Annotated in this window: 28 protein-coding genes, 1 tRNA gene and 3 pseudogenes; 22 read left to right on the top strand and 10 right to left on the bottom strand. The window is 58.8% G+C overall.

The genetic code is table 11. The features are described 5' to 3' along the window. Position 1 precedes the first annotated feature (1 nt). From sbnB to vapC, 12 genes are all read left to right on the top strand, one after another. Positions 2–1033 (top strand): 2,3-diaminopropionate biosynthesis protein SbnB, encoded by a 1032-nt coding sequence (gene sbnB, locus ND528_RS17780; RefSeq protein ID WP_263470820.1) that lies wholly within the window; start codon positions 2–4, stop codon positions 1031–1033. Continuing rightward, entirely contained in the window at positions 1027–2808 is a 1782-nt protein-coding gene (locus ND528_RS17775; protein ID WP_263470819.1) for an FAD/NAD(P)-binding protein, read from the top strand. Before sbnB ends, ND528_RS17775 begins: the two co-directional genes overlap by 7 nt. Beyond that, positions 2805–3419 carry a glutathione S-transferase family protein gene (locus tag ND528_RS17770; protein WP_137215094.1) on the top strand — a complete coding sequence of 205 codons (615 nt, stop codon included), beginning with the start codon at positions 2805–2807 and terminating at the stop codon, positions 3417–3419. The genes ND528_RS17775 and ND528_RS17770 overlap by 4 nt, the downstream gene beginning before the upstream one ends. A gap of 15 nt (positions 3420–3434) precedes the next feature. Beyond that, on the top strand, positions 3435–4859 hold the full coding sequence (locus tag ND528_RS17765; protein ID WP_130910409.1) for an L-lactate permease: 1425 nt from the start codon (positions 3435–3437) through the stop codon (positions 4857–4859). 27 nt (positions 4860–4886) lie between these two features. After that, positions 4887–6365, top strand: coding sequence for an aminotransferase-like domain-containing protein (locus ND528_RS17760; protein WP_263470818.1), 1479 nt, complete (start codon positions 4887–4889; stop codon positions 6363–6365). 22 nt (positions 6366–6387) lie between these two features. Next, entirely contained in the window at positions 6388–6732 is a 345-nt protein-coding gene (locus ND528_RS17755) for a hypothetical protein (RefSeq protein WP_263470817.1), read from the top strand. Between the two features lie 281 nt (positions 6733–7013). Further along, the gene (locus ND528_RS17750) at positions 7014–8072 is read left to right on the top strand and encodes a PDDEXK nuclease domain-containing protein (RefSeq protein ID WP_263470978.1); all 1059 of its coding nucleotides are present in this window, start codon (positions 7014–7016) and stop codon (positions 8070–8072) included. 67 nt (positions 8073–8139) lie between these two features. Next, the gene (locus ND528_RS17745) at positions 8140–9114 is read left to right on the top strand and encodes an alpha/beta hydrolase family protein (protein WP_408005043.1); all 975 of its coding nucleotides are present in this window, start codon (positions 8140–8142) and stop codon (positions 9112–9114) included. A gap of 29 nt (positions 9115–9143) precedes the next feature. After that, positions 9144–9557, top strand: a complete 414-nt coding sequence (locus ND528_RS17740) for a hypothetical protein (protein WP_016772137.1) — start codon at positions 9144–9146, stop codon at positions 9555–9557. Between the two features lie 6 nt (positions 9558–9563). Continuing rightward, a complete protein-coding gene (locus ND528_RS17735) occupies positions 9564–10016 on the top strand; it encodes a hypothetical protein (protein WP_150741762.1) in 453 nt (150 codons plus the stop codon). A gap of 164 nt (positions 10017–10180) precedes the next feature. Further along, on the top strand, positions 10181–10411 hold the full coding sequence (gene vapB, locus ND528_RS17730) for a type II toxin-antitoxin system VapB family antitoxin (protein ID WP_137215090.1): 231 nt from the start codon (positions 10181–10183) through the stop codon (positions 10409–10411). After that, complete coding sequence (gene vapC, locus ND528_RS17725) at positions 10411–10809, top strand: type II toxin-antitoxin system tRNA(fMet)-specific endonuclease VapC (RefSeq protein WP_039756566.1); 399 nt, start codon at positions 10411–10413, stop codon at positions 10807–10809. The genes vapB and vapC overlap by 1 nt, the downstream gene beginning before the upstream one ends. Before the next feature lie 77 nt (positions 10810–10886). On the opposite strand, the gene gabP is transcribed toward vapC, so the two are convergent. Further along, the gene (gene gabP, locus ND528_RS17720) at positions 10887–12278 is read right to left on the bottom strand and encodes a GABA permease (protein ID WP_016772141.1); all 1392 of its coding nucleotides are present in this window, start codon (positions 12276–12278) and stop codon (positions 10887–10889) included. Positions 12279–12821: 543 nt separating this feature from the next. Between gabP and ND528_RS17715 the strand changes: the two genes are divergently transcribed. The 7 genes and pseudogenes from ND528_RS17715 to ND528_RS17685 all read left to right on the top strand — a co-directional run bounded on the left by ND528_RS17715 (position 12822) and on the right by ND528_RS17685 (position 18811). Next, positions 12822–13595, top strand: coding sequence for an ABC transporter ATP-binding protein (locus tag ND528_RS17715; protein WP_024011209.1), 774 nt, complete (start codon positions 12822–12824; stop codon positions 13593–13595). Between the two features lie 13 nt (positions 13596–13608). Then, a complete protein-coding gene (locus ND528_RS17710; RefSeq protein ID WP_042608621.1) occupies positions 13609–14361 on the top strand; it encodes an ABC transporter substrate-binding protein in 753 nt (250 codons plus the stop codon). Between the two features lie 77 nt (positions 14362–14438). Next, a complete protein-coding gene (locus tag ND528_RS17705; RefSeq protein WP_016772144.1) occupies positions 14439–15134 on the top strand; it encodes an ABC transporter permease in 696 nt (231 codons plus the stop codon). After that, positions 15131–15820, top strand: coding sequence for an ABC transporter permease (locus tag ND528_RS17700; protein ID WP_016772145.1), 690 nt, complete (start codon positions 15131–15133; stop codon positions 15818–15820). The genes ND528_RS17705 and ND528_RS17700 overlap by 4 nt, the downstream gene beginning before the upstream one ends. Beyond that, on the top strand, positions 15801–17057 hold the full coding sequence (locus ND528_RS17695; protein WP_263470815.1) for an SAM-dependent methyltransferase: 1257 nt from the start codon (positions 15801–15803) through the stop codon (positions 17055–17057). Before ND528_RS17700 ends, ND528_RS17695 begins: the two co-directional genes overlap by 20 nt. Positions 17058–17463: 406 nt before the next feature. Next, a tRNA-Thr gene (locus ND528_RS17690) sits at positions 17464–17539 on the top strand. A gap of 195 nt (positions 17540–17734) precedes the next feature. Then, a pseudogene (locus tag ND528_RS17685) lies at positions 17735–18811 on the top strand (Abi family protein). A 201-nt stretch (positions 18812–19012) separates the two neighbouring features. Here ND528_RS17685 and ND528_RS17680 read toward each other — a convergent pair. After that, positions 19013–19297: a helix-turn-helix domain-containing protein gene (locus tag ND528_RS17680; RefSeq protein ID WP_263470814.1), complete on the bottom strand. Its 285-nt coding sequence runs from the start codon at positions 19295–19297 to the stop codon at positions 19013–19015. Then, positions 19287–19501, bottom strand: a pseudogene (locus ND528_RS17675) (transcriptional regulator); the annotation flags it as partial. The pseudogene ND528_RS17675 and the gene ND528_RS17680, both read right to left, overlap by 11 nt. Positions 19502–19529: 28 nt before the next feature. Between ND528_RS17675 and ND528_RS17670 the strand changes: the two are divergent. Beyond that, on the top strand, positions 19530–19685 hold the full coding sequence (locus tag ND528_RS17670) for a DUF3077 domain-containing protein (protein WP_263470812.1): 156 nt from the start codon (positions 19530–19532) through the stop codon (positions 19683–19685). 265 nt (positions 19686–19950) lie between these two features. Then, positions 19951–20748: a lipopolysaccharide biosynthesis protein gene (locus tag ND528_RS17665; protein ID WP_263470811.1), complete on the top strand. Its 798-nt coding sequence runs from the start codon at positions 19951–19953 to the stop codon at positions 20746–20748. Here the strand turns inward: ND528_RS17665 and ND528_RS17660 are convergent. The 4 genes and pseudogenes from ND528_RS17660 to ND528_RS17645 form a co-directional block, all read right to left on the bottom strand. Further along, a complete protein-coding gene (locus ND528_RS17660) occupies positions 20739–21419 on the bottom strand; it encodes an RES family NAD+ phosphorylase (protein ID WP_263470810.1) in 681 nt (226 codons plus the stop codon). The two genes, ND528_RS17665 and ND528_RS17660, sit on opposite strands and share 10 nt — an antisense overlap. Beyond that, entirely contained in the window at positions 21416–21823 is a 408-nt protein-coding gene (locus ND528_RS17655) for an MbcA/ParS/Xre antitoxin family protein (RefSeq protein WP_137215079.1), read from the bottom strand. Before ND528_RS17655 ends, ND528_RS17660 begins: the two co-directional genes overlap by 4 nt. A 137-nt stretch (positions 21824–21960) precedes the next feature. Further along, positions 21961–22274 (bottom strand): annotated as a pseudogene (locus ND528_RS17650) (type II toxin-antitoxin system YafQ family toxin). Further along, entirely contained in the window at positions 22240–22530 is a 291-nt protein-coding gene (locus ND528_RS17645; RefSeq protein WP_125917396.1) for a type II toxin-antitoxin system RelB/DinJ family antitoxin, read from the bottom strand. The pseudogene ND528_RS17650 and the gene ND528_RS17645 overlap by 35 nt, the downstream one beginning before the upstream one ends. 468 nt (positions 22531–22998) lie before the next feature. Here ND528_RS17645 and ND528_RS17640 point away from each other — a divergent pair, with 468 nt between their 5' ends. Beyond that, the gene (locus ND528_RS17640) at positions 22999–23925 is read left to right on the top strand and encodes a LysR family transcriptional regulator (RefSeq protein WP_263470809.1); all 927 of its coding nucleotides are present in this window, start codon (positions 22999–23001) and stop codon (positions 23923–23925) included. On the opposite strand, the gene ND528_RS17635 is transcribed toward ND528_RS17640, so the two are convergent. From ND528_RS17635 to ND528_RS17625, 3 genes are read right to left on the bottom strand one after another with little or no spacing between them, the layout of a single operon-like run. Beyond that, a complete protein-coding gene (locus ND528_RS17635; protein WP_024011198.1) occupies positions 23842–24159 on the bottom strand; it encodes an AzlD domain-containing protein in 318 nt (105 codons plus the stop codon). The two genes, ND528_RS17640 and ND528_RS17635, sit on opposite strands and share 84 nt — an antisense overlap. After that, positions 24138–24854 (bottom strand): AzlC family ABC transporter permease, encoded by a 717-nt coding sequence (locus ND528_RS17630; RefSeq protein ID WP_016772152.1) that lies wholly within the window; start codon positions 24852–24854, stop codon positions 24138–24140. Before ND528_RS17630 ends, ND528_RS17635 begins: the two co-directional genes overlap by 22 nt. Further along, on the bottom strand, positions 24851–25228 hold the full coding sequence (locus ND528_RS17625; protein ID WP_042608609.1) for a GNAT family N-acetyltransferase: 378 nt from the start codon (positions 25226–25228) through the stop codon (positions 24851–24853). Before ND528_RS17625 ends, ND528_RS17630 begins: the two co-directional genes overlap by 4 nt. Positions 25229–25275 lie beyond the last annotated feature (47 nt).

The raw sequence follows: 25275 nt of genomic DNA, 5'->3' as shown, positions 1-25275 counted from the left end.
CATGACCACACAGAATCCGATCCAGCCGTTCCACGTCATCCCCGGCGCTGTCGTCAAAGACATCCTCAACGGGCTGCGGCATGCAACCATCGACATGGTGGCGCAGACCTACCTGACCCACGAGCGTGGCGAAACTGTTAACCCCGACAGTTATTTTCTGCGTTTCCCTGCGCAACCGGCGAACCGGATCATTGCGCTGCCGGCGGCCATCGTCGACAGCGAGGGCGATCAATCCGTCTCCGGGATCAAGTGGATTGCCAGTTATCCCGACAACATCAAGTCAGGCATTCCGCGCGCATCTGCGGTGCTGATTCTCAACGATCCCGAGACCGGTTACCCCTACGCGCTGCTCGAAGGTGCACTGATCAGTGCTGTGCGCACGGCAGCGTCGGCAGTCTTGGGTGCCTGGTGGCTGAATGGCCAGGAACGCCACGCGGCGACACTTTCGATCATTGGTGGCGGGGTAATTTCTAGGAATATCCTCGAGACTTTCGTCGCCGACGACTGGTCCTTCGATAGCGTGGGCATTCATGATCTCAACGCCGAGTCGGCCCAAGCCCTCGCGGAATTTGGCGAACAACTGGGCCTGCCGGATGTGCGTCTGCTGTCGCTCGAAGACGCACTGACTGCCGACATCGTGGTGTTCGCCACCAGCGCGGGCGAGCCGTACGTAAAAGGCCAGGGCACGTTCCGCCCGGGGCAGATTGTTCTGAACATTTCGCTGCGGGATATCGGCGCCGAAATCATCGAGGAAAGTTACAACTATTTCGACGACATCACCCATTGCCTGAAAGCCAATACTTCGCCGCATCTGGCCGAGCAGCAATACGGCCATCGCGACTTTGTCACCGGCACAGTGGCGCAGCTGATTCGCGGCGACCTGCATGTCGCCCAAGACAAACCGCTGATCTATTCGCCATTCGGCATGGGCATTCTCGATCTCGCGATTGGCCGGATGATCCACGACATTGCGGTGGCGGCCGGTACGGCAATTGCCATACCGTCCTTTTTTGGCGAGGAGCGCAGATGGTGAAGGCGCCTGTGCAAATCGGCCTGATCGGCTGCGGTTCGCGCGGATTGTCGGTATTCGAGCGCCTGTTGAGCCGCGCCGAGGAACGCCCGCAACAACCGATGTTCATCGACATCTTCGAGCCCAATGTGCTCGGCAGCGGCGCGCACTGGCCCGATCAACCGGACTACCTGTTGCTCAACACTGTCGCCGGTCAGCTCGGGGTATTTCCCGACGCAGCAGCGTTCGGTGATCTGAGCGAGGCCCGGGAGCGGCCAGGGCCGGATTTCCTCGCGTGGTGCCGCGCGCAGCGCATCAAGGTTGACCCCGACAGTGGCCTGCTCGCCGCCGACGGTCGCGACGTCGAGGCGGAGGATTTTCTGCCACGGCACCTGCTCGGCGCCTATCTGGCTGACGCCTTCACGCAGATCCTCGCGACCGCACCCGCCTGGGTCACCGTCAATCTGCATCGGCATCAGGTCACGGCGGTCGAGCGCAACGAGAATCAGCAATACGTTCTGCAAACCGCCGACGGCGCTGCGGTGACGGTGGATCGTCTGGTGCTGACCGTCGGCCACACCGGACGCTTGCGCCTGGCGGGGCAGAACCGGGTCGACAACGTTTACCCGTTGCCGGGCAGCCTCACCACCGTCGAGCCCGGCGAAACGGTGTTGATCGAAGGGTTGGGCCTGGGCGCCATGGACACCCTGGCGGCGCTGACGGCTGGCAGAGGCGGGGTCTACAAACCCATGGCCGATGGCAGTCACACTTACCAGCCGTCGGGTCAGGAGCCGGTGATCTTCATCCAGTCGCGGGACGGGCTGCCGTTTCGCACGCGTCCCAATGGCTTGATCGGCTGCCCACGCCATAACGCCGTGTTGCTGACCAGCGAGCGCATCGAGTCGTTGCGGATCAACGCGCACAACCGCCGACTGGATTTCGAACGGGACATTCTGCCGCTGATGCTGCTGGAAATGCGTGCCGCTGCGGTCGCCGTCCTGCATAAACCCTCAGCGCCACAACAGTTGCTTGAGCAGCTCAGAACCGTCAGCGTTGCCGGCCCAGCAGGTGTTGTCGCCTGCGAAGCTTTGCTGCGCGAGTTCGAAGCGATTGCCGGCGCAATCAATCCGCTGGAGCTGATCTGCCACGCACTGCCCGACAGCGTCACGCCTTACAACTATCACGCATGGATTTACGACACCCTCGAAGCCGACTTGCATGAAGCACGCCTGGGACGCGGCGCGTCGCCGATCAAAGCCGCCATCGAAGTATGGCGAGACTTGCGTGACCGGCTGCGTGAGGCGGTGGATTTCGACGGGCTCACCGAAGATTCGCATCGGCAGTTCTATGGCCGCTGGCACAAGGCGATCAATCGTCTGGTCGCCGGCCCGCAGAAGGAGCGCCACGCCGATCTGCTCGCGCTGTGTGATGCCGGTTTGCTGACCTTTCTCAAGCCTGGCTCACGCCCCGCGATCGAGCACTTCAAGCGAATCGCCGGTTACGTCCAGAGCAGCGGCGTCGCCCACAGCGACTGCGCGCCGGTGCGCGACCTCGCGCGCCTGGGCCTTGTGCGTCCGCGCACCGATGTGCCGGGCATCGACGGCATCGATGTCGACGCGGCCTGCCACCCCAAATCGAACGGCGGCGAAGCGGTGCGTGACATCTGGGTGCTGGGGCCGCTCGCCGAAGGCTCCTGTTATTACAACCACTACGTCACCTCGGCGGGCGCACCTTCGCGGCTGTTCATGGACGCCCATCGAGTCGCCACCGCCATCCTTGAGACAGGAACTCGCGCATGAAACTCTACTATCAGACGCATTCGCCCTACGCCCGCAAGGTGCTGGTGCTGGCTCACGAACTCGGCATCGCGTCGAGCCTGGAGGTGATTCATCACGAAACCAGTCCGACTTCGCCAAACGCGACCATCTACCAGGCCAATCCGCTGGGCAAAGTGCCGGTGCTGATGCTGCCGGACGACACTGCACTGTTTGATTCAATCGTCATTTGCGAATACCTCGACGACCTGAGCGGTGGCCGCAAATTCATCCCGGCCAGCGGCCCCGAGCGCTACCAGGCGCTGCGCCTGCAAGCGTTGGCGCAGGGTATGTGCGACGTCGGTATCAAGCTGCGCTGGGAAGTCGAGCGGCGCCCCGAGGCTTTGCGCTATCCAGCGTACGCCGAGGGTCAGGCGTACAAACTCAAGGAGGCGTATCGCTTCATCGAAGAGCACGTCGACCTCAATGGCCCGATCACCGTGGGCCACATCGCCCTGGCGACTGCCCTTGACTGGATCGCTTTTCGTCAACTCTCGGACTTCTCGGCGCAGGCACGCCTGAGCGAGTGGTATCAGACGTTCTGCCAGCGCGCGTCCATGCGGGCGACCGAGTACAGCGGACAGACGCACGACTAGGCCAAGGAAATCGCTATGAGCTCTCTATTGCTGCAAATGTCACCGATCGCGCTGGTGATCGCGCTGATCCTGATCCTCCGGCGTCCACCAGTACAAGCGGCGCTGGCCGGTGTGGTGCTGGTGTTGGTGCTGTGGGCACTGGGCGCTGCCGGGCCGGTGTCGGCGGCGATCTCCTCGGCGATATTTCAGGACACCACGATCCTGTTTCTCAGCACCGCGTGCGTCATCGTCCCGGGGCTGGCCTTCGTCATTCTGGTCGAGCGCGGCGGCGCACCACAGGCCATCGGCGCGTGGGTCAAGGAACTCGGCTGGACGCCCCCCGCGCAGGTGATTTTCATCGTGCTGGGCCTGGCACCGCTGCTGGAAGCGATGACCGGCTTCGGCGTTTCGCTGATCGCCACGGTGCCGCTGCTGATGGGGCTTTTCACTCGCCAGTCGGGGATGAAAATCGCTCTCGCCGGCATGGTGATCATGCCGTGGGGCACGCTGGGTCTGGCAACGGTGATCGGTGCCTTGCTGGCGCATTTGCCGGCGCAAACCCTCGGTAGCCATTCGGCGCTGATCAGCGCGCCGGTGTTCCTCTGCCTGGCGTCGCTGGCCTTGTGGCAGGCCGGCATCCGCAGGATCACAGCGTGGCTGGGGCTGCTTGTCGTGACGGCCCTGTTCGTTGCCGTGCTGTTTGGCGTCAACCTGTGGCTCGGCCCGGAAGTTTCCGGTGTGCTGGCCGGGCTGGCCGTGGCTTGCGTCGGCCTGGGCATCTCCTGGGCGCAACGGAAAAAACTGGTGCGCTGGCCGAGCGCGGCATGGCCTTATCTGGCCTTGCTGGGAGTGATTGTGGCGTCGCGCGGACTGTTCGTGCTGTCGGGCTGGGATGGCCTGTGGGTCGTCAGGGGCGAGCACGTTTCATGGAAGCCGCTGGCGTCTCCAGGGCTGGCGCTGCTGATCGTGACCGTGCTGATGGCGTTCAGGCAAACCGCGGGCGGCGGCTTCCCGTGGCAAGCGCTGTTCAACCGGGCGAAGTTTCCGGTCACGACAATCTTCCTGTTCCTGCTGCTCTCCCAGGTGATGGTCAACGCCGGATTCCTCGTCGAGGCGCAAAGCGCGTTGCAATCCATGTCGGGTATTTCGCTGGCGCCGACGATCGCCCTGCTGGCGGGGATTGCCGGTTATGTCACCGGCTCCAACGTCGGCGGCAACACGCTGGTGATGCCGTCCATTGCCGCGCTGAGCAGCGAACACGGGGCGTGGCTGGCGGCAATGGTCAACAGCGCCGCCGGCCATGGCGCACTTGGCTCGCTGTCGATCCTGTCATTGATCACCGGACTTGCCGGTGCCAACCGCCAGGAAGAAAACAGCCTGATCCGCTTCGCCTTCGGTCTGGTGGCGCTGAACATCGTCATAGTTGCTGCAACGGGGATCGTTTTGCTCTACTTTCTGTGAATTGTTTCGAATCATCACAGAGAACTTATGGACAGGTTTGATTTGCCGGACAAGCGCTGGCGGATAGTCAAGGACTGGATTATTCGCCAGATCGACAGCGGTGACCTGGCGGCCGAAGCGAAACTGCCGTCAATCCGCGTTCTGGCGCGGATGTTCGAGACCAGCATCACCACGGTGCAGCGGGCGCTGGCCGATCTCGAGGCTGATGCCTACGTCTCGACCGTGCCCCGCGTCGGCTACTTCGTCTCGGCGTCAGGGCGGGCAAAACCGTCCGGCGCCTTCGACTTTTCCAGTGTCACCGTCAACGTCAATCACGCGGTGGTCGCGATGCTCTCCGAAGCGGCCTCGCGCACCACCGCATCGCTGAATTCGGCGGTTCTGCACAGCGATCTCACGCCCAACGTGTTGCTCAACAAATGCCTCTCGGTGCTGGCCGCCAGGACTGACAACGCGCTGAGCGGTCTGGTCGCGCCACCCGGCCTGCCAGCGCTGCGACGGCGCATCGCCGGGCTGATGCTGACCCGCGGTGTAGTCTGCGGGCCGGACGATATTCTGGTGACCTCGGGCGACACCATCGCTCTGGAACTGGCCCTCGAAGCCGTCGCGTCGAAAGGCGCTACCGTCGCCATCGAAACCCCGACTTATTACGGCATCCTGCAGACCATCGAACGCCTGGGCATGCGCGCCTTGCCGATCCGCACCCACGGCCGCACGGGCCTGGATGTCGATCATCTGGAAGAAGCGCTGAAACAGAAAAAAGTCGCGGTGATATTTCTCAACCCGACGCTGCAGAATCCGCGTGGCTTCATCATGCCCGACGAAGCGCGCGCCCGACTTTCACGGATCGCCCGCGAAGCGGATGTGCCGATCATCGAAGACGACATCTTCTTCGACCTGGTGCCCGAAGCTGATCGGCCGCGCGCCCTCAAGAGCTACGACAGCAGCGGCCAGACGATCTACTGCTCGTCCTTTTCTAAAACCATCGCGCCGGGTTATCGCGTCGGCTGGTGTCTGGCCGGCAAATACCGCAATGCCATCCTCGCGCAGATGTTTTCGCGCAACCTGGCCGTTTCCAGCCTGGCGCAAAATGTTCTCAATGAATTCATCGGCCGTGGCTACATGGACGAGCACTGCGCCAGATTGAGGTCGCAACTCTCTTCGCTGGCGAGTTTTGTCGAAACGCTGGTGCGCACGGATTTCCCGGCCGGAACCCTCTACGTCCCACCGCGCGGCGGCTTCATCCACTGGATCGAAATGCCCGCAAACACCGATATGCCGGCCTTGCAGCGACTGGCCACGGAACGCGGTTGCCACGTGGCTGGCAGCGGCATCTTTTTCGCCGACGGCCAGGCTTCCACAGGCGTGCGCATCTGCCTCGGCACTGCGCTGACGCCGGCGGTGATCGGCATTCTCAAGGTGATCGCTGAATGCGCCCATCTTGCCGCACGCCCGACGAGCCTGCGGCAGATGCCGACTGAACAATTGCAAGAGCCGGCAGTTTTCTGACCGGCTCACGCGAGCCTCGCTTATGAATCAGAAAAGAACCCGTATTCGCTTGCCGCATCCTCCGCCGTATCGCCCGAGCCGCTGGACATTCTGGCTGACGGTGCTCGCGGGAGTGCTGATCGCCTTTGCCGTGTGTCTTTCGATCTACATGCTTATCGAAAGCTGGATCAGCGGTTCCATCACCACCAACAATCGCGGACCGCGCAGCACCTACACCTTGGCACTGCAACCTCGGCGATACTGGTTCGAGTTCCTTTGGCAGAGCTTCTGGACCGCGTTCATGTTGGCCATCGGTGTGTTCGGGCTGTGGATTTATCGCAAAGGGCGGGTTCGTGAGCAGAGGCCGAAGGGCAAGCGCTCGCGATGATGCAACTGGGGCGCTTTTTTGAAGCAGCCTCTTACCTGCCTGTTCCTTTCATTCCAGCGCAACACCAGATCGCTCACCGCAGCGCCGCCAACTCTGCGGCGATTGACTGGGCAAAAAGTACGAAATGGACTACGGACATTTACCTTGTTACGCGCCTTCCGGTGGCAAAGTCCTGCAACGCCTGTCCCGCCCTTCCTTCCGAACTCGCAGGTTCGCCCGACATACCTGCGCCGCCTTCCCCGGCATGCTTGCGTCTCTGTTTCCAGAATGCGGAAGACCCGATGAGCCAGCTCAAACCTGCTGATACGCCAGACCATAAAATCGATTCACTGCTGGGCGAACTGGGCGAACTGATTCGCCAGGCGCGGCAAAAAGTGCTGCGCGCGGTCGATACGATCCAGGTGCAGACCTGTTGGCAAATCGGCCGGCATATCGTCGAGTTTGAACAACAGGGAGCCCAACGTGCGGGATATGGGAAAAAATTGATTGGCCTACTGGCTAAGGATCTGACCGGGCAATTCGGGAAAGGGTTTGATGAAACCAATTTGTGGAAGATGCGCCTGTTTTATCAAAAATTTCCAATTCGAGACGCACTGCGTCCCGAATTGAGCTGGACCCACTACCGCCGGCTACTGCGGGTCGAAAGCGAGAAAGCGCGCCTGTGGTACATGAACGAATGCGCCGACCTCAACTGGTCAAGCCGCGCCCTTGATCGTCAGATCCTGACGCTCTACTACGAGCGCCTGCTGATGAGTCCGGACAAAGCCGAGGTGGTCGAGGAAGCCACGACCAACATCGACGCGATGAAATGCAATCCGCGGGAATTCATTCGCGATCCGGTCATGCTCGAATTCCTCGGCCTGCCCTCGGCAGGCAAAGTCAGGGAAAGCGGACTCGAACAAGCACTCATCGACCACTTGCAAAGCTTTCTGCTTGAACTTGGCAAAGGCTTTTCCTTTGTCGCCCGCCAACAACGCATCAGCACTGACGGCGTCGACCTCTATATCGATCTGGTGTTCTACAACTACCTGCTCAAGTGCTTCGTGATCATCGACCTGAAACGCGGCAAGCTCAGCGCCCGCGATGTCGGGCAGATGGACATGTATGTGCGCATGTACGACGAGCTCAAGCGCAGCGAAGGTGACAAGCCAACCGTCGGTATCATTCTGAGCGCGGAAAGCAATGACTCGGTGGCGCGCTATTCCATGCTCAAAGGCAATGAGCAACTGTTCGCCAGCAGCTACAAGACGATACTGCCGAGCGAAGAAGAGTTACGTGCTGAACTCAACCGCGAACAGGCGTTGATCGAAGAACGCATGCTCATTCAATCCAGTGAATGAACCGGCCGGATTGTTCTTGATCAGCGCGGCGACTATGGTTGGCACCTAACCGCCGAGGTCAAGCGCCATGAGCTGTCAGCAGACATCCGATGTGGGCGCCCCAGAGTTGAGCCAAGCAGCTTTGACTGTAACTAAAGCCACGCCCTTCAAGGAAACCGCAGCCGACGGCTACGCACTCGGCGGCTTCACCTGGCGCCACAGTTCGCCCAATCCTCAGCGCCCGGTGGTCATCATCAACGCCGCCACCTCCGTGCGCTGTCGCCATTACTCAAGCTTCGCGGCCTATCTGTTCAGCCACGGCTTCGATGTGATGATCTACGACTACCGGGGCATCGGCGAATCACGCAGCGAATCGATCAAAGGGCTGCGTGCCTCGTGGACCGACTGGGGCGCGCTGGATTTCGAAGCGATGCTCAAACGGGCGCAGCGGGAGTTTCCCGGCCAGCCGATCGATGTGGTCGGCCATAGTTTCGGCGGTTGCGCGGTGGGCCTGGCCGAGTCGGGCAAGGTAATCCGACGGCTGGTAACCGTCGGTGCGCAGTTCGCCTACTGGCGCGATTACGCCCCCGAACACCGCTGGCGGATGTTCGGCAAGTGGCATGTGGTCATGCCTTTGATGGCGCTGCTCTGCGGTTATTTTCCAGGCAAGCGGCTCGGCTGGCTGGAGGACACGCCCACCGGTGTAGTCCGCGACTGGAGCACGCCCACCGCACGTTACGAGCAACGCCCAAGCGGTCGCGCACTGATGAAAAAGGCGGGCGCCCTGCCCTTCGATGGCGTCCGCGCGCAGACCCTCGCTATCAGCCTCAGCGATGATCCTTACGGCACGATCCCGGCGATCGAACGCCTGCTCGGCTACTTCAGCAGCGCGGCAAAAACTCACCTGCGCATCGCACCGCAGGACATCGGCGAACAACAAGTCGGACATTTCGGCTTTTTTCGCAGCGCATACCAAGCCACACTATGGCCCATCGCTCTGACCTGGCTGCAGACCGGCGCGTTGGCCCCCGACACACCCGGCCGGCTAATCCCGCGCAGCTGAGCCCTTCTCCACGCACGACGGAACACATCATGGCCTCCGCCAACAAGCAGCAAAAACGCGCCACCCGGGCCAAAGCCAAGGCCAAGCAGAACCGCACCAAGCGTGCCGAAGCGCCGGTCGAGCTGGACCCGAACGACGACCGCATCGATTTCGAATCGGTGGACCTGACCGAACTGTTCAAGAAAATGATCGACGCCGAGAAGATCAGCCAGCAAGCCATGTGCACCGCGTTCCTCGAAGACCCGCTGCTGGAACTGGTCTATGAGCAGGAAGGCGAAGAAGGCGCGATGGATTTCATCCTCGCCGCGCTGATCGAGTATCGCCAGTGGTCACAGGAAACCGACGAGGCTGGCGCGCTGGCGTGGATCGAATCCCCGGCCTTCCAGGCTGACTATGTGGCGGCATCCGACGCGATCGCTGCACAAACCCAACAGAAGAACTGAGCTCCCATGGCATCCCTGAACAAGCAACAGAAACGCGCCAAACGCGCCAAGGCCAAAGCCAAGCAGATCCGTATGGTCGGGCGCAAACCGCTGGATCAGGACGAAGAGCTCGGCCACCTCGCCGAGCCGATCCCGGAATACACCCTGGCGATGTTCAGCAAAATGCGCGACGCCGAAGCCGTCAGCCGCAACGAAATGCTGCTGACCCTGCTGCGCGAACTGGCCTTCATCATCGTCGACCATCCTGAACTGCTCGACATGGAAAACGCCGACAACGAAGGCATGGCCGCCACCCACCTCGCCGCCGACATGCTCATCGACTACCGCATGTGGGCCGACGGCATGACCATCGAACAAGCCCAGGCCTGGCTGAGCGAGCCGCAGTTCATTACGGATTTCGGGGTGGCGCTGGATGCTTATGGGAAGTCGGTAGACACCCAGGAAGACAAGAGCGAATAAGCCCTGCTCAGAAACCAAAACGGCCGCTAGTCATCCCTGACAGCGGCCGTTTTTTTGTTTGGATGGCCTAGCACTCTTTGCCCAATGACAATGTATATCCCGTTGACATATCCCCAGCACAACCTATCCTGAACCAATCACAGGATCAGGCCCGGAGGTCGGATATGGAGCAGACCACAATTTTCATGAGCAATAGAAGTCAGGCAGTCCGCCTGCCAAAGGCAGTTGCGATGCCCGGCGACGTTAAACGCGTGGAAGTTATCGCGATTGGCAGAACACGCGTCATTACGCCTGCTGGAGAATGCTGGGATAGCTGGTTTGATGGCGACAGCGTCAGCCCTGATTTCATGGCTGACCGTGAGCAACCCACTGATCAGGAGCGCGAGTCGTTCTGATGATCAAATACATGCTGGATACAAACATCTGCATCTTCACCATCAAGAACAAACCACAAATTGTCCGGGAAGCCTTCAATCGACATTCCGGGCAGTTGTGCATCAGCGCTATCACGCTCATGGAGCTTATTTACGGTGCTGAAAAGTCAGCGGTCCCGGAGAAGAATCTGGCGATTGTCGAAGGGTTCGTCGCGCGACTGGATGTCTTGCCTTTCGATAACGACGCAGCCGCACAGGCCGGGATGGTTCGATCTGAACTTGCGAAAGCTGGAACGCCGATCGGGCCATACGACCAAATGATCGCTGGCCACGCGCGGTCACTTGGACTCATTGTAGTGACGAACAACGTACGGGAGTTTGAACGCGTTTCCGGTTTGCGAATCGAGGACTGGGTTTAACCTGATTGAAAAGCTCAGAAACAAAAACGGCCGCTAGTCATCCCTGACAGCGGCCGTTTTGCATTACGCGTTAAAAATCAGTTCAACACCACCGCACCGCGCTTTTCCAGCTTGCGCCGGCGCGACACCAGCAGACCGGCAGCCACCACCATCAGGCTCAGCAGGCCGGTGGCGAGGATTTCCACGCGGTGGGCTTCCTGGAACAGCATGATGGTCAGCGCGGCGACGATGAAGATGATCACCGCCCAGGTCAGACCCGGGAACAGCCACATGCTGAAGACAATCTTCTCGCCGCGGGCCATGCGCTGTTTACGCATACGCAGTTGCGAGAACGCGATCACCAGATACACCAGCAGGGCGATGGCGCCGGAGCTGGCCAGGAGGAATTCAAACACCGCGGCCGGAGCCACATAGTTGGCGAAGGTGCAGAGGAACGCTGCGCCGGTCGACAACATCACTGCCCAGTAAGGCGTGCCGCTTTTGTTGGTGCGGGTCGACATGGCTGGGGCGTCGCCGCGCTTGCCGAGGGAGAACAGCATGCGCGACGAGGTGTACAGCGCCGAGTTCAGGCAACTGGTCACCGCCACCAGTACGACGATGTCGACGATCATCTTCGCATTGGGAATGCCCATGCGCTCAAGCACGGTCTGGTAGGAACCGAGGTTGGCCAGGGTAGGATCGTTCCACGGCACCAGCGCCACCACGATGAAAATCGAAACCAGATAGAACAAGCCGATCCGCCAGATCACCGAGTTGGTCGCCTTGGAGATCTGCTTGCCTGGGTCCTTCGACTCCGCCGCCGCGATGGTGACGATCTCGGTGCCCATGAACGAGAACATGGTGGTCAGGATCGCGCCCAGCACAGCGCCCATGCCGTTGGGCAGGAAGCCACCGCTGTCGAACAGATGCGACACACCGCTGACCTGGCTGGTCGGCAGGAAGCCAAAAATCGCCGCAAGGCCGAGGCCGATGAAGCCGATGATCGCCAGCACCTTGATCAGGGCGAACCAGAACTCGAACTCGCCGTAGTTCTTCACGCTGAACAGGTTGGTCACGGTCAGCAGCATGGTGATGACCAAAGCGAAAGCCCAGATGTCCACGCCCGGGAACCACGCGTGCAGGATGGTCGCGGCGGCGTTGGCTTCCAGCGGAATCACCAGCACCCAGAACCACCAGTACAACCAGCCGATGGTGAAACCGGCCCAGTGACCGATCGCGCGGTCGGCATATGTCGAGAACGAACCGGTGTCCGGCGAAGCCACGGCCATTTCGCCGAGCATGCGCATCACCAACACCACCAGAGTACCGGCAGCGGCGTAGGCCAGCAGCACGGCCGGGCCGGCGGCAGCAATGGCGTGGCCGGAGCCGACGAACAGACCGGCGCCGATCACCCCGGCGATCGACAACATGGTCACATGACGCGGTTTGAGCCCCTGTTCGAGGCCAGTGGAGCTTGGGGTACTGCTCATAGAGACTACCTTTGCAAGGAAAGCGAGTGCGTCCGGCGCGTCTGAAAATTCTTTCTCGTAAAAAGAATCCAACGGCCTGTTCCTTATTCTGCACGCAATATTTGCGCCAAAATGTTTCAAGTCCTTGAGTGCCGGGGGCTCCGGCATCCGATGCAAGTCATTGAGTTTAATGGCTATTCGCCAGAACGTTACCCGGCGACTCACTTTCAAGACGAATCAGCGCACCAGAAACACACAGAAAAAGTGTGCGGCGCACAGAAAAAGGGCGAATAAGGAACGTTCGGCCGGATAGCGCTTCCAACACCCCGCCAAAGCTGGCAACATCGCGCCTTTTTTTACGCGGCACCCACGGGTTTGCATGATCAAACACCCGTTAGGTTGTTGAAGGGGCGACAGTCTGCTGCGCCGATGCGACAACCCGCCACATGCCACCCGTTTACCGCTCGTAGCGCTGTTGGCTGCCATTGAAACGCTATGCTAGCTTGGCCGCCTCGCCAGGAAGGCCCGCCAACAGCAGGAGCGCAACATATATGAGGAACGCACATGGCTGAGGCCACGCCCGCGCTTGAAATCCGCAACTTGCACAAACGCTACGGACAGCTTGAGGTGCTCAAAGGCATCTCGCTGACCGCCCGCGACGGCGACGTGATCTCGATCCTCGGCTCTTCCGGTTCCGGCAAGTCCACGTTCCTGCGCTGCATCAACCTGCTGGAAAACCCGCACCAAGGCCAGATCCTGGTGGCCGGTGAAGAACTCAAGCTCAAGGCCGCGAAGAACGGCGAACTGGTCGCCGCCGACGGCAAGCAGATCAACCGCCTGCGCTCGGAGATTGGTTTTGTATTTCAAAACTTTAATCTGTGGCCGCACATGAGCGTGCTCGACAACGTCATCGAGGCCCCGCGCCGCGTGCTCGGCCAGAGCAAGGCCGAGGCCATCGAAGTCGCCGAAGCGTTGCTGGCCAAGGTCGGCATCGCTGACAAGCGCCACGCCTACCCGGCGCAATTGTCCGGTGGTCAGCAACAACGCGCCGCCATCGCCCGCACGCTGGCAATGCAGCCGAAGGTGATCCTGTTCGACGAACCCACCTCCGCGCTTGACCCGGAAATGGTTCAGGAAGTACTTAGTGTCATCCGCGCATTGGCCGAAGAAGGCCGCACCATGCTGCTCGTGACCCACGAAATGGGCTTCGCCCGCCAGGTCTCCAGCGAAGTGGTGTTCCTTCATCAGGGCCTTATAGAAGAGCAAGGATCGCCACAGCAGGTGTTCGACAACCCGCTTTCGGCGCGCTGCAAACAATTCATGTCCAGCAACCGCTAACGGAGCAACATGCATGCAGAATTTCAAGAAGGTCTTCCTGGCCGCAGCCGTCACCCTCGCGTTCAGCGCCGGTGCCATGGCTGAAACCCTGAAGATGGGCATCGAAGCGGCCTACCCGCCGTTCAACAATAAAGACGCGAGCGGCCAAGTGGTCGGCTTCGACAAGGAAATCGGCGACGCCCTGTGCGCGAAGATGAAAGCCGAATGCTCCGTCGTCACCTCTGACTGGGACGGCATCATTCCGGCGCTGAACGCGAAGAAGTTCGACTTCCTGATTTCCTCGCTGTCTATCACCGAAGAGCGCAAAGCCGCGGTGGACTTTACCGACCCGTACTACTCGAACAAATTGCAGTTCATCGCGCCGAAAAATGTCGATTTCAAAACCGACAAGGACTCGCTCAAGGGCAAGACCATCGGCACCCAGCGCGCAACGCTGGCCGGCACCTGGCTGGAAGACACCTACGGTGACGACATCAAGGTCAGCCTCTACGACACCCAGGAAAACGCCTACCTCGACCTGACCTCCGGTCGTGTCGACGCGATCCTCGCCGACAAGTACGCCAACTATGACTGGCTGAAAACCGACGCCGGCAAGAACTACGAGTTCAAGGGCGACCCGGTGGTGGAAAGCGACAAGATCGGCATCGCCGTGCGCAAGGGTGACAACGAGCTGCGCAACAAGCTGAACGCAGCCCTGAAGGAAATCGTCGCTGACGGTACCTACAAGAAAATCAACGACAAGTACTTCCCGTTCAGTATCTATTGATCTGACCTGTGGGACCGGCGCCGTGATCAAGCGGCACCGGATCCCGACTTTGCCTGCCGCAATTTGAACAGAAACCCATGATTATCGACCTCTACGGATTCGGCCCGGCGCTCGCCGCTGGCGCGCTGATGACCGTCCAACTGGCCCTCACCGCCCTGTGTCTGGGCCTGGTGCTCGGCCTGCTCGGCGCCTTGGCCAAGACTTCCCCGTACAAGCCGCTGCAATGGCTTGGCGGCACTTATTCGACGCTGGTACGCGGCGTCCCCGAATTGCTCTGGGTGCTGTTGATCTACTTCGGTACGGTCAACCTGATGCGCGCCCTCGGTGAGTACTTCGGCAATCCCGACCTGCAACTCAACGCCTTTGCCGCCGGAGTGATCGCACTGGGCCTGTGCTTCGGCGCGTACGCCACGGAAGTGTTTCGCGGCGCCCTGCTGGCCATTCCCAAGGGTCACCGTGAGGCCGGCCAGGCCTTGGGCCTGTCGAAGTGGCGGATCTTCACCCGGTTGATCATGCCGCAGATGTGGCGCATCGCCCTGCCGGGCCTGGGCAACCTGTTCATGATCCTGATGAAGGACACCGCGTTGGTATCGGTCATCGGCCTGGAAGAAATCATGCGTCACGCGCAGATTGGCGTGACCGTGTCGAAACAACCATTCACCTTCTATATGGTCGCGGCAATCATGTACCTGGGCCTGACCGTGCTGGCGATGACCGGCATGCACTTGCTGGAAAAACGCGCCGCTCGCGGCTTTGCGAGGAGCGCGCAATGAACTGGGAAGTCATCATCAAGTGGCTGCCGAAACTGGCACAGGGCGCGACCCTGACGCTGGAACTGGTTGCCATCGCTGTCATTGCCGGTCTGCTGCTCGCCATTCCGCTGGGCATCGCCCGCTCTTCGAAGCGCTGGTACGTGCGCTCGCTGCCTTACGCCTACATCTTCTTTTTCCGCGGCACGCCGTTGCTGGTGCAGCTGTTTCTGGTCTATTACGGCCTGGCGCAGTTCGACGCAGTGCGTGAAAGCGCGTTGTGGCCATACCTGCGCGATCCGTTCTGGTGTGCGACCGTGACCATGACCCTGCACACGGCGGCGTACATTGCCGAAATCCTGCGTGGAGCCATTCAGGCAATTCCGCCGGGAGAAATCGAAGCCGCGCGGGCCTTGGGCATGTCCAGGCCGAAAGCGATGTTCTACATCATCCTGCCCCGCGCCGCGCGCATCGGCCTGCCGGCCTACAGCAACGAAGTGATCCTGATGCTCAAAGCCAGCGCCCTGGCCAGCACCGTGACCCTGCTGGAACTGACCGGCATGGCGCGCACGATCATTGCGCGCACCTATCTGCCGGTGGAAATTTTCTTTGCCGCCGGCGTGTTCTATCTGGTCATGGCTTACGTGCTGGTTCGCGGCTTCAAGCTGCTGGAACGCTGGCTGCGCGTCGATGCCTGCCAAGGCCGCTGAAACGTCCCACGTGCTGACGGGCGAGGCCCTACTCGCCCGCTTCACCGCGCTGGATGCTTTTTTGATTAAGCATCAGGCGCTGTGGAAACCTCGGCCGTTCACCCACCTTTCGCTTGCCTGGGAAGCGTCTTATCCCGAGGTGTCTGCGTGGCTACGCGGGCGGTCGCTGGAAGATGCAGAACGCACGCACAACCATCCTGCTGATCTTGTTGAAGCGCCGGAGCCGTTCGCTTCATTGGCGAAGTTGTCGGCTGAGCTGAGTGCGGTCGGTGAGTTGTCGGGGCATGCGCTTGAGGCTGCCGGGCATCGCTTGAATGTCGATGTGCCAGGTCGTAAGTGGCAGCAGATTGAAGCGTTTGCCAGTCGCTTGTCTTTCGCCTCGCAGCCGACGCATTGGCTGGACTGGTGCTCCGGCAAAGGGCATCTGGGACGCCGCCTGTTGGGTGCCGGGCAACAATTGACTTGCATTGAATACGATCCTTTATTGGTCGCCAGCGGTCAGGCCTTGAGTCAGCGTCATCACTTGAACGCCCTGCATGTCGAACAGGATGTACTCGCGGCGGATGCCCCAGCCGTATTGAACGCCGCGCACACACCCATCGCCCTCCACGCGTGCGGTGATCTGCATGTGCGCTTGATGCAACTGGCCAGTGCCGCAGGTTGCCAGCAAATGGCGATTGCGCCCTGCTGCTACAACCGCATCAGTCGCAACGAATATCAGCCCTTGTCCTGCGCAGGATCGGCATCGCTCCTAAAGCTGTCGCTGGAAGATCTGGCGTTGCCGATGAGCGAAACCGTCACCGCCGGTGCTCGCGTCCGACGTCAGCGCGACACCTCGATGGCTCGTCGCCTGGCTTTCGACCTGCTGCAACGGCAAGTGCGCGGCGTCGATGACTACCTTCCAACGCCCTCCCTGCCCAGCGCCTGGCTGGATAAACCGTTTGCGGACTATTGTCTCGATCTAGCAGCGCTGAAGGAGTTATCCACAGTCGGCTCGCCAGATTGGTCGACACTCGAAGCCGCCGGTTGGCAGCGGTTGGCCGAAGTGCGCAACCTGGAATTGCTTCGCGGATTGTTCCGACGACCGCTTGAGCTCTGGCTGAATCTGGATCGAGCGCTTTTCCTCGCAGAACAGGGATACTTCGTACGCCTCGGGACCTTCTGCGATACCTCACTTACACCGCGTAACTTACTGCTGCTCGCCGAACGCGCTGAAAACATCACAGCCTGTGGATAACTCTGTTGATGGATTTTCCGTGGATCCAATATCTGCGCCTGTTTCGTCGCCTTAACAACACTGGTCATTTTTTGTTCACATAAATAAAAACCGGTAAAACAGGGATTTGCGAACAAGATGAGAATGGCTTCACAAAACCTCGCCCAAGCAGTCTTAGCGCCCCTCAGTTGTGCATAAGGTGCCAATCAAAACGACATAACCGACGAATATTGGGCTAGCCGAGTGAGTAACTTCAGGGTCCCGAAAGCCCAAACTCAACTGTCCGCCCTGCATAAATGCCTCACTGCGCTTGAGGTACAAAAGCTGCGTATAAATCTGCGCACGGCCTGATTTTTCCGGAATGCAAAAATAGTCTGAATTCAGGGGTTTACAGGATCTACCCAATCGCTATAATCGTCGCCCACACGCCGGTATAGCTCAGTTGGTAGAGCAACTGACTTGTAATCAGTAGGTCCCGGGTTCGACTCCTGGTGCCGGCACCATACAAAATAAAGCCCCTGCAGAAATGCAGGGGCTTTGTTGTTTCTGGCGTTTGGAGCCCACTAGGAGGTCCGCATCGCTGCGACAAAACCAACGACGCCTTATCTCAACCAGCAGCCCCCTACTCTGCCCGCGCGCCTGGACCCGTTACAATTTCACATCAGCCCAACATTGAAGGGCTCTTGCACCTACCTATAATGCACCCCAACACACCCGCCAAGCCTAGGTTGACCCAGTCAGCAAGCTCAAATCGTGCGGTTTTTTTTTGGCCTGGAGAAAACTACATGAGGCCCTTCGACAAGCCGGCCCTCAGCGTAGAACAGCAATTGGAACTGCTAAAGCAACGAGGCCTGCAAGTCGCAAATGACGAGCGTGCCATGCGTTTCCTGGAAGTGGTCACGCTGTTTCGCTTGAGCCCCTACATGCGCCCTTTTCAGGAAACAAACCCTGAACACACCTTCAAACCTGGTAGCACTCTGAAAGCAGTCGTCGACATCTACCGCTTCGATGGCTCGTTGCGACGCATAACCATGGTTGCTATCGAACGTGTCGAAGTCGCCATACGAGCGGCTATCAGCAATCACATGTGCCCTAAGTACGGGCCTGACTGGATAGCTGACGCGTCAATCTTCTCTTCTTCATATTCACACGGCGATTTATTACGGCCCCTGCGCGATCAACTGGGCAAGGAGCGCAACAAACTGGGACGTGAGATTGATCGTATAAAAAAGAGCAGCCGAGCTGATCAGGTCCAGCAGCAGCGAAATGAAAATCGCATGCGCGATAACTATTTTCGATTCTACGGATCAACCTAATCCCATCCCGAGTTGCCGCCCGCCTGGGCTGTTCTGGAAGAGCTTAGCCTTGGGACGGTATCCACGATGTTCAATGCCATAGGCAAAAGCGTCGACAAGAAAGCGATCGCGAGCAGATTCAATCTCCCCTTCGAAGTACTGGCCTCCTGGCTCCACACTCTGACCTTCATTCGAAACTGCTGCGCCCACCACTCACGGCTATGGAACAGAGAGCTCTCGATTCGACCATCCTTACCAAAAGAATGGGTCATCCAAAATGCGCCTGGCGATCGGCCTCAACCCAAGCAGCGGCTATTTATAGTGCTAACGATGCTGGCGTATTTAACCGATTTGATCAGTCCAGACAGCCAGTGGAAATTTCACTTGGCCGAAATAATGGACCAGAGGGAACCGGGTGATTTGAAACTTATGGGATTTCCAGATAACTGGAAACGGCAGTCGCAATGGTGTTTGGGGTAGAGGAAGCCAGAGGTCTTGTTCTTTTGCCATTGCGCGGAGAAACAGAATTGAGGACAGACCACGTTTTTCAAAAAATGACAGAGTCGCAACCTGAATTCATTTTTTACGATTTTAGTGCTGACGCCATACAAAACGAAGCCCTGCAAAAATGCAGGGGCTTCGTTTCGTATTGCAGAGGTCAGGCCAAAGGCCTTAGTGGTATCAAGCAATATGCAAATCCCGCAACGCCTCAGGATGCTGACTTGCCACCCGCAAGAGAGTCTGCTCTGCACCCATCGGCTGCCTGCGCCCCTGCTCCCAATCCTGCAAGGTCCGCAGACTGACACCGATCAGTTTGGCGAACGCAGTTTGTGAAACCCCCACCTTGGCGCGTGCTTCTGCTGCCGCAGAGAGCGGCACCTGTGTTACGCGCGCGGCCTTTCCGGCCTTCATCTGACGTACAGATTCCAGCAAGTCCTGCTGGAATTGCTCCAGTTCAGCGACCATCGCTGATTTCCTCCTTCAGTTGCTTGAGGAAGGCTACGGGCAAGTTGTCGAGCTTTGCCTTGGTGTAGGCAATGAGCAACCAAATCGGGTCTTCAGCAAGCGTGTTGTAATAAATGATGCGTATACCGCCTCGCTTACCATGCCGCTGCAAGTGCAGCGCACCTTGCGCATACCTCCACTACCAGGCACGACATCACCAGCCACACCATAAACGTTAGTAGGGACAGACGAAATGCATGGAGCAAGCCTTGGGAAATTTGTTGTTTCAGTCGCGCGCGATCCTCATCTTCATGCTTATGCCTCGCAGTATCTGCACGAGCCAAGCAAGGCACTGATCGATGATGTGGTGAAAGTAATGGATGCGCCGCCAGACAAACCATTGATGTAAACCTTCATATGAAGCCCTCGTTGATGCGAGGGCTTTTTGCGTTTCAGGCCTGCCGAAAACATGCCCGTCTTCCCTCCTGCATCTATCCAGATAACCCGCCAGCCACTGGAGCGTTCTTGGCCAACGCATCGGCTGCCCAGCAGCCAACTGGAACTAACGCCGAGCGCAACACTCACTTACAAAGCGCGGCGCTGTGGAAGAGTCATCTCGCTTCATCACGTCAGCACAACGGACTGAATGCATGACATGGACCTAGAGACCATCGATGAACTCGACATCAAGAACGCCAAATGCCTCCCCACGTCCCCTCCACGTCAGCGACTTTGCTGACTGCCGAAATATCGCTCACGGCGCTGCATTCATCATCGTTTCGGGCAGCTCCGCGAAAGATTTTCCCATCGAACAGTTTGCCGACATCCCGATGATTACGGTGAACGGTGCGATATCCATGTTCATGGGAACAGGCATAAAGCCGTTTTTCTACGCATGCACCGATACCAGTTTTTCGCTACAACAACCTGAACTGTTTGCCTATGCGATGCGCACTAGTCAGCGTGTAGCGGTGTGGGCTAACCAGGCTCAGGAACTGATTGTTGAGCCGACAGGTGATCTCTATTTGCTCAAGAAAGCGCCCAAACCAACCTTGACTGAATGGCTACTGCGCAACAACAAGGATCTGGTACGTAATCGAGCTGTTTGGGGTAGTCGAAACCGCAGTATCGGATTCAGCAAAAACCTGGCCCATGGTTTTTTTGATGCCCGCACAGTGCTGTATCTCGCGCTCCAAATTGCTTATCACGCAGGTTTTTCAAGGGTGATTTTGGTGGGAGCGGACATGAACCAGTCCGCCGGGCGCTTTTACGAGACTGATGGAAGCTCTATCTCGCCGTGCGGCCTGGATCAGCATTTTCATTCCAGAATTCTTCCATCTCTGAAACTCATGTCCGACAAAGTCGTCGGCAAAGAGTTTGCCGTTTACAACTTGTCGCCCTCTTCGCGAATTCCTTCCAGCGTCATTCCGGGCAAAACACTCGACGAAGTCAAAGCGATAATTCAGACCTGACTGACCTCGAACACAAACGAAATTCTGCCCTCACTTGCGCTCCAGACATAGCGCAAGTGCTTGCCCTGCTTCGGAATCGATACCGCCGGCGGACGAAACGCCGCAACGCATTCATGCCCAGGCAACCGCACGCTGCTATAGAGCAAGCCCCACGACTCGGCGTCGCGCAGTTGCCGCGCGAACAGCTGTGATGGGCCATAGGCCTCAGGATCAGGCTGATGCAGATGATCAAAGCCATGGCGAACATCGTGCAGCGGTTTGACCACCTGATTGACGTAAGTGCGCATGGTCAGTTCGAGATCAGCTTCCTGTGTTGCCGCCAGGAAGCGTTCCTGATGAAAACAGGTTTCAGCGATGGCCGCACTCTGGCTGCTGGCGGCGTAATAGACGCCGAAGGTGCCGTCACTGAAACGGCTGCGTTTGCCGACGTGAGTGAACGCGGCCATCACTGGGCTGGAACCGGGGCCGGACAGGCGATCTTCGGGACGTACGCGGGCAAGGACGCCGGCCTGTTCGATCAGGCGATCATTGGTCAGCGCTTCGATGGCGTAGGCAACTTCGAGGTCCTCGGGGTCGAGGACGTCTTCAAACAGCGCGATCGGCGGGAAGCTGCTGTTGACGATGCGATAGGCGCGTGGCCATGGCACATCGACCAGCTGCGGAGTTTTCAACCGCGGACTCCGTCGAGGTAGCGGCGCACATCCGCGATATCGACCACCCGGCCCGCCAGCATGTAATCCAGCGCGGTTTTGCCATTGAACGGTGCCGCGGTGTTCGGGCTGCTGACCCACTGGTAGGTGCGCTCGCGGCTATTGCTGAAGATGATGCTCAACGCCTTGTGGATGCCCATCAGATAAGAGATGCGCTCAAGGGTGTCGTGGGGCAGGCGTATGTTTGGCAGGTGTTTGTATTTATAGAATGTGGTGTTGCCGACTCCACCGAGCAGGGTGCGTTGTTGCTCAGCGCTACAGCCCCAATGCTCCATGAGGCTGAAGAAGAACTTCAACGCAACGCGGCCGGCTTCGGGGGCGTCGAGTTGTTCGTGTGGGGTGAGAACTGGGGATGAGGTAGGCATAGACGCCTCCTGATTTTTTGTCTTAGCTGAAGACTAGTACATAACTGTAATTTTTTAGTGTTTTGATACACAAACGAACGAATCGTAACAATCAAACGCAAAGAAGCCCGAGTTAAGCCGGCTTATGTATTTCTGCGCTATTGAAACAGTTCTGAATGACTCCCTAAATCCACGAACGTGATCAGGTCTGGACGTGTGTTCTAGTAAACCATCAGAAAATCGCCACCAATATGACACTCGCGGAATCCAGACCAACTCCAGTCAGCGCATGATCCAGATATTCTGCCGGTAACTGCTGCCCCAGGAACAACATTGCCATCACCTTCCGAACGTCGTTCATATCTCGCTTTCCGGCACGGTTATAACGATCCCAAGACTTCTTGAATTCAGAAGTCTGTGCACACTGTTTAGGTCGATCAGCGCGTTTTTGTGTTTTCTCCTGTTTCGCCATCAGCATTCCTCAGCATGTCGTCTATCGAGTCGAAACGCTGACGGATTTCTCGTGCTTCCATCATTGCGCGGGCCGTCTTTTCCGATGGAACTCGCACCTCGAAGGGAAGCCCCTGAGTAGCAACAACCTGTCGCAGAAAAAGTCGCATGGCGTCACTAATGCTCAGCCCGCAAGCGTTCAAGACTTCAGTGGCACGCGCTTTCAAATCCTCATCAATGCGGCAGCGCACATCGGTAGTTTTCAGTAGTGCAGCCATTTCAATTACCTCATCGTGGTTTTGTAGCTACATCAGCGCTACCTCTGCATTGTGTTCGGAGTGATTTTCGTCGGTCAACGCGAAGTTGATAGGTGGTTATCTACCACCATGGCTCGCATGCCAGACATCCATTTCAACTCCTTTGACTGTTGGGCGCTATCAGCTAAATCGTTACTTTACCCGAGACCTATCTGCGTATGACGCGGGCAAAAAGCTAGGGAGATGTAAGCTGTTTCTCTTCGAAAAGAATCTCCCCGCGCACCAAAACCACGCAATTTTTTGACCTTCATCACCCCCACTTCACCAAAAACCCCGATCCTCTGTCAGCCTCCAGCCATCGGCGGGGAAATCAATTCGCTACTAAATCCGCGACAACTATGCTCAGGTGCAGGAATATAGCCGGCATATGGCGCCGTTTCGGTCGTTTCGTAAACAACAATACCCAGCCCACTTCAGAGGGCATTACCCATGGATAGCAGAACCTTACGCAACCTCATGCGCATCGTGCAGACCGGCTCGTTGTCGGCCGCAGCCGAGCATTCGTGCCTGACCGTGCAGGCGTTGGCCGCACAGTTGAACAAGGTCGAAGAGCAGTTCGGTTTCCGCTTGTTTCGCCGTTCCAACAAGGGCCTGACGCTGACGCCACAAGGCACGGAGCTCACGCCCTACATCGACAAAGTGCTGATCGCCACTCGACAGATGGAAGAAAAGGTCGAGGCGCTGAAGGTACCCGGGCAGCGGACGTTGAAGGTGGCGTTGAACAACACCCTGTCACCTGACTTCAACCGGCGGATGATCGGACGGCTGATCGAGGTGTTTCCCGACTACCAGATGGAATTCAGCTACGCCGAGTCGATGGAAAACCTCAGCAAGCTGAGGAACGAAGATTTCGACCTTGCCGTGCTGATCGGCCCGCAGCGGCCGGGGCTGCCGAGCATCGTCCTGCCGGAGGTGCAGGTGCAGGTGGTCGGTGCGCATTGCGGTCAGGAGAACGATCCGCTGACGTTGCTGGGCAACAAGTTTCAGGTGCGTCCTGCGGAAGATTGTCCGTATTCCCACAGCTTCCTGCGTTTTCTCGACGCCGGGCTGGGCAATCACGAGAACGGCCAACGCATGGTTTATTCGTGCAGCGAAACCCTGACGCTGTCGTTGATCACGCAGATGGACGCGGTGGGTATGGTCTCGCGTGAAGCGGCTCAGAAGAACGGTCTGACGATTTTCCCCGGTTTCGAGGATTTCCTCGAAGTGCGCCTGGCGGTGAACAATCCGGAGTTGTCCCACCAGGCGCTGAACGATGTCGTTGATCTGGCGCTACATGAACGAGCCGAGCGCAATGTACGCAGCCGTCCCCACCGCCACACTGAGAAAGAGGTTTTTGCTGAAATACGCACATAGCAACGTCGGAATCGCGGCATAGAATTCCGGGCGATCGAGCTGAATCTGCCGGTCCTTGATCAACAGGGGCGTGAGGCTGATCGCAGCGACGATCGCCACCGGCAGATATTCCAGTGCGCGCGCCACGAACGGCGGCCAGTGTTCGGTGTTGATCTGCAGCGGCAAGGCGCGCGGCAGGAAGGTCACCGCCATCATCAGCACCACCACCAGAATCAGGAACGTTTGGTCAGGCATACACCCACTCCGCAGCCCACAAACGTGGCGATAAATACGTTGAAGGGCGAACTGCCGATCAGGCTCAGCGCACCCATGCAGACCACGGCGGCAGCGGCGGCAATCAGTTTGTTGCGCGTGTTGCACAGCGAGACCAGCACGTAAAGCATCATCGCCGTCAGCGCATAATCGAGCTGATATTTGATCAAGTGCGCCGCGTACTGCGCGCAGACCGCGCCAAGCAAACCGCCGAGCACCCAAGAGGTGTGGCAGAACAGGTTGAAGCCGATCAGGTAACGCACGTTGACCGGGGCGCCCGTGCCGAGCTTGACGCTATGAAAGGCGAAGGACTCATCGGTCAGGCCACCGGCGTAAGCCCAACGCTCCATGCGGCTCAAGCCCAGGGCGCGCAGGGCCTTGGCCATGTACACCGACATCAGCATGTGCCGCGCATTGATCAGGAAAGTAGTCAGCACAATGGTGGTCAGCGACGCGCCGCTGGAGATCAGCGCCAGCGCGGCGAACTGCGAGGCGCCGGCATAGACGAACAAGCACATCGCCACCGGCAGCCACATCGGCAGGCCGGCGTTGACCGCCATCAGCCCGAAGACAAACGACACGGTGAAGTACCCGGCGACCACCGGGCTGGCTTCGGCAAACGTGCGCGACGGCTGATGAGTCGCCATCAGCGGCGCGCTGCCGGACCTTTCATTCATAGATCCCTCTCAAATGTTCGTTCGCCGTGAGGCTCGCAAAAACCCTGGGCGGTCCAGAATCGCTTGCCCGCGAGGTTAGCATCGTCGACGAACAGAAACATCCGCAACACCCCGACCCGTTTCATGTCGGACGACGCTGCTTCGACCAAACGCTGGCCAACGCCCTGGCTGCGGTAACGCGGGCTTACGGCCAGATGGTTGATCGTGCCGCGACTGCCGAGCATGCCGCCGAGCACCGCGCCGACGATCTCGCCATCCACATCGAAAGCCAGATACGCCGTGGTGGTTTTCTGGATCAACACGCCGCGCAGGCACTTGGCGTCCTGCCATTCGCAGAACGACACTTCGTCGAACTGGCGGAAGAAGCGCTCCATGCGTTGCGCATCCTTGGCGGTGGCGCGGCGCAGTACCACCGGCGTCG

The organism is Pseudomonas mercuritolerans (genome assembly GCF_025706525.1).
Classification (GTDB): domain Bacteria; phylum Pseudomonadota; class Gammaproteobacteria; order Pseudomonadales; family Pseudomonadaceae; genus Aquipseudomonas; species Aquipseudomonas mercuritolerans.
Note: the sequence above shows the minus strand (reverse complement) of the source record. Positions and strands in the feature narration are given on the sequence as shown.

Coding starts and splice junctions, on each gene's coding strand:
- sbnB (WP_263470820.1), top strand. CDS start 2: ATGACCACACAGAATCCGATCCAGCCGTTCCACGTCATCCCCGGCGCT.
- ND528_RS17775 (WP_263470819.1), top strand. CDS start 1,027: ATGGTGAAGGCGCCTGTGCAAATCGGCCTGATCGGCTGCGGTTCGCGC.
- ND528_RS17770 (WP_137215094.1), top strand. CDS start 2,805: ATGAAACTCTACTATCAGACGCATTCGCCCTACGCCCGCAAGGTGCTG.
- ND528_RS17765 (WP_130910409.1), top strand. CDS start 3,435: ATGAGCTCTCTATTGCTGCAAATGTCACCGATCGCGCTGGTGATCGCG.
- ND528_RS17760 (WP_263470818.1), top strand. CDS start 4,887: ATGGACAGGTTTGATTTGCCGGACAAGCGCTGGCGGATAGTCAAGGAC.
- ND528_RS17755 (WP_263470817.1), top strand. CDS start 6,388: ATGAATCAGAAAAGAACCCGTATTCGCTTGCCGCATCCTCCGCCGTAT.
- ND528_RS17750 (WP_263470978.1), top strand. CDS start 7,014: ATGAGCCAGCTCAAACCTGCTGATACGCCAGACCATAAAATCGATTCA.
- ND528_RS17745 (WP_408005043.1), top strand. CDS start 8,140: ATGAGCTGTCAGCAGACATCCGATGTGGGCGCCCCAGAGTTGAGCCAA.
- ND528_RS17740 (WP_016772137.1), top strand. CDS start 9,144: ATGGCCTCCGCCAACAAGCAGCAAAAACGCGCCACCCGGGCCAAAGCC.
- ND528_RS17735 (WP_150741762.1), top strand. CDS start 9,564: ATGGCATCCCTGAACAAGCAACAGAAACGCGCCAAACGCGCCAAGGCC.
- vapB (WP_137215090.1), top strand. CDS start 10,181: ATGGAGCAGACCACAATTTTCATGAGCAATAGAAGTCAGGCAGTCCGC.
- vapC (WP_039756566.1), top strand. CDS start 10,411: ATGATCAAATACATGCTGGATACAAACATCTGCATCTTCACCATCAAG.
- gabP (WP_016772141.1), bottom strand. CDS start 12,278: ATGAGCAGTACCCCAAGCTCCACTGGCCTCGAACAGGGGCTCAAACCG.
- ND528_RS17715 (WP_024011209.1), top strand. CDS start 12,822: ATGGCTGAGGCCACGCCCGCGCTTGAAATCCGCAACTTGCACAAACGC.
- ND528_RS17710 (WP_042608621.1), top strand. CDS start 13,609: ATGCAGAATTTCAAGAAGGTCTTCCTGGCCGCAGCCGTCACCCTCGCG.
- ND528_RS17705 (WP_016772144.1), top strand. CDS start 14,439: ATGATTATCGACCTCTACGGATTCGGCCCGGCGCTCGCCGCTGGCGCG.
- ND528_RS17700 (WP_016772145.1), top strand. CDS start 15,131: ATGAACTGGGAAGTCATCATCAAGTGGCTGCCGAAACTGGCACAGGGC.
- ND528_RS17695 (WP_263470815.1), top strand. CDS start 15,801: ATGCCTGCCAAGGCCGCTGAAACGTCCCACGTGCTGACGGGCGAGGCC.
- ND528_RS17680 (WP_263470814.1), bottom strand. CDS start 19,297: ATGGTCGCTGAACTGGAGCAATTCCAGCAGGACTTGCTGGAATCTGTA.
- ND528_RS17670 (WP_263470812.1), top strand. CDS start 19,530: ATGCATGGAGCAAGCCTTGGGAAATTTGTTGTTTCAGTCGCGCGCGAT.
- ND528_RS17665 (WP_263470811.1), top strand. CDS start 19,951: ATGAACTCGACATCAAGAACGCCAAATGCCTCCCCACGTCCCCTCCAC.
- ND528_RS17655 (WP_137215079.1), bottom strand. CDS start 21,823: ATGCCTACCTCATCCCCAGTTCTCACCCCACACGAACAACTCGACGCC.
- ND528_RS17645 (WP_125917396.1), bottom strand. CDS start 22,530: ATGGCTGCACTACTGAAAACTACCGATGTGCGCTGCCGCATTGATGAG.
- ND528_RS17640 (WP_263470809.1), top strand. CDS start 22,999: ATGGATAGCAGAACCTTACGCAACCTCATGCGCATCGTGCAGACCGGC.
- ND528_RS17635 (WP_024011198.1), bottom strand. CDS start 24,159: ATGCCTGACCAAACGTTCCTGATTCTGGTGGTGGTGCTGATGATGGCG.
- ND528_RS17630 (WP_016772152.1), bottom strand. CDS start 24,854: ATGAATGAAAGGTCCGGCAGCGCGCCGCTGATGGCGACTCATCAGCCG.
- ND528_RS17625 (WP_042608609.1), bottom strand. CDS start 25,228: ATGGAGCGCTTCTTCCGCCAGTTCGACGAAGTGTCGTTCTGCGAATGG.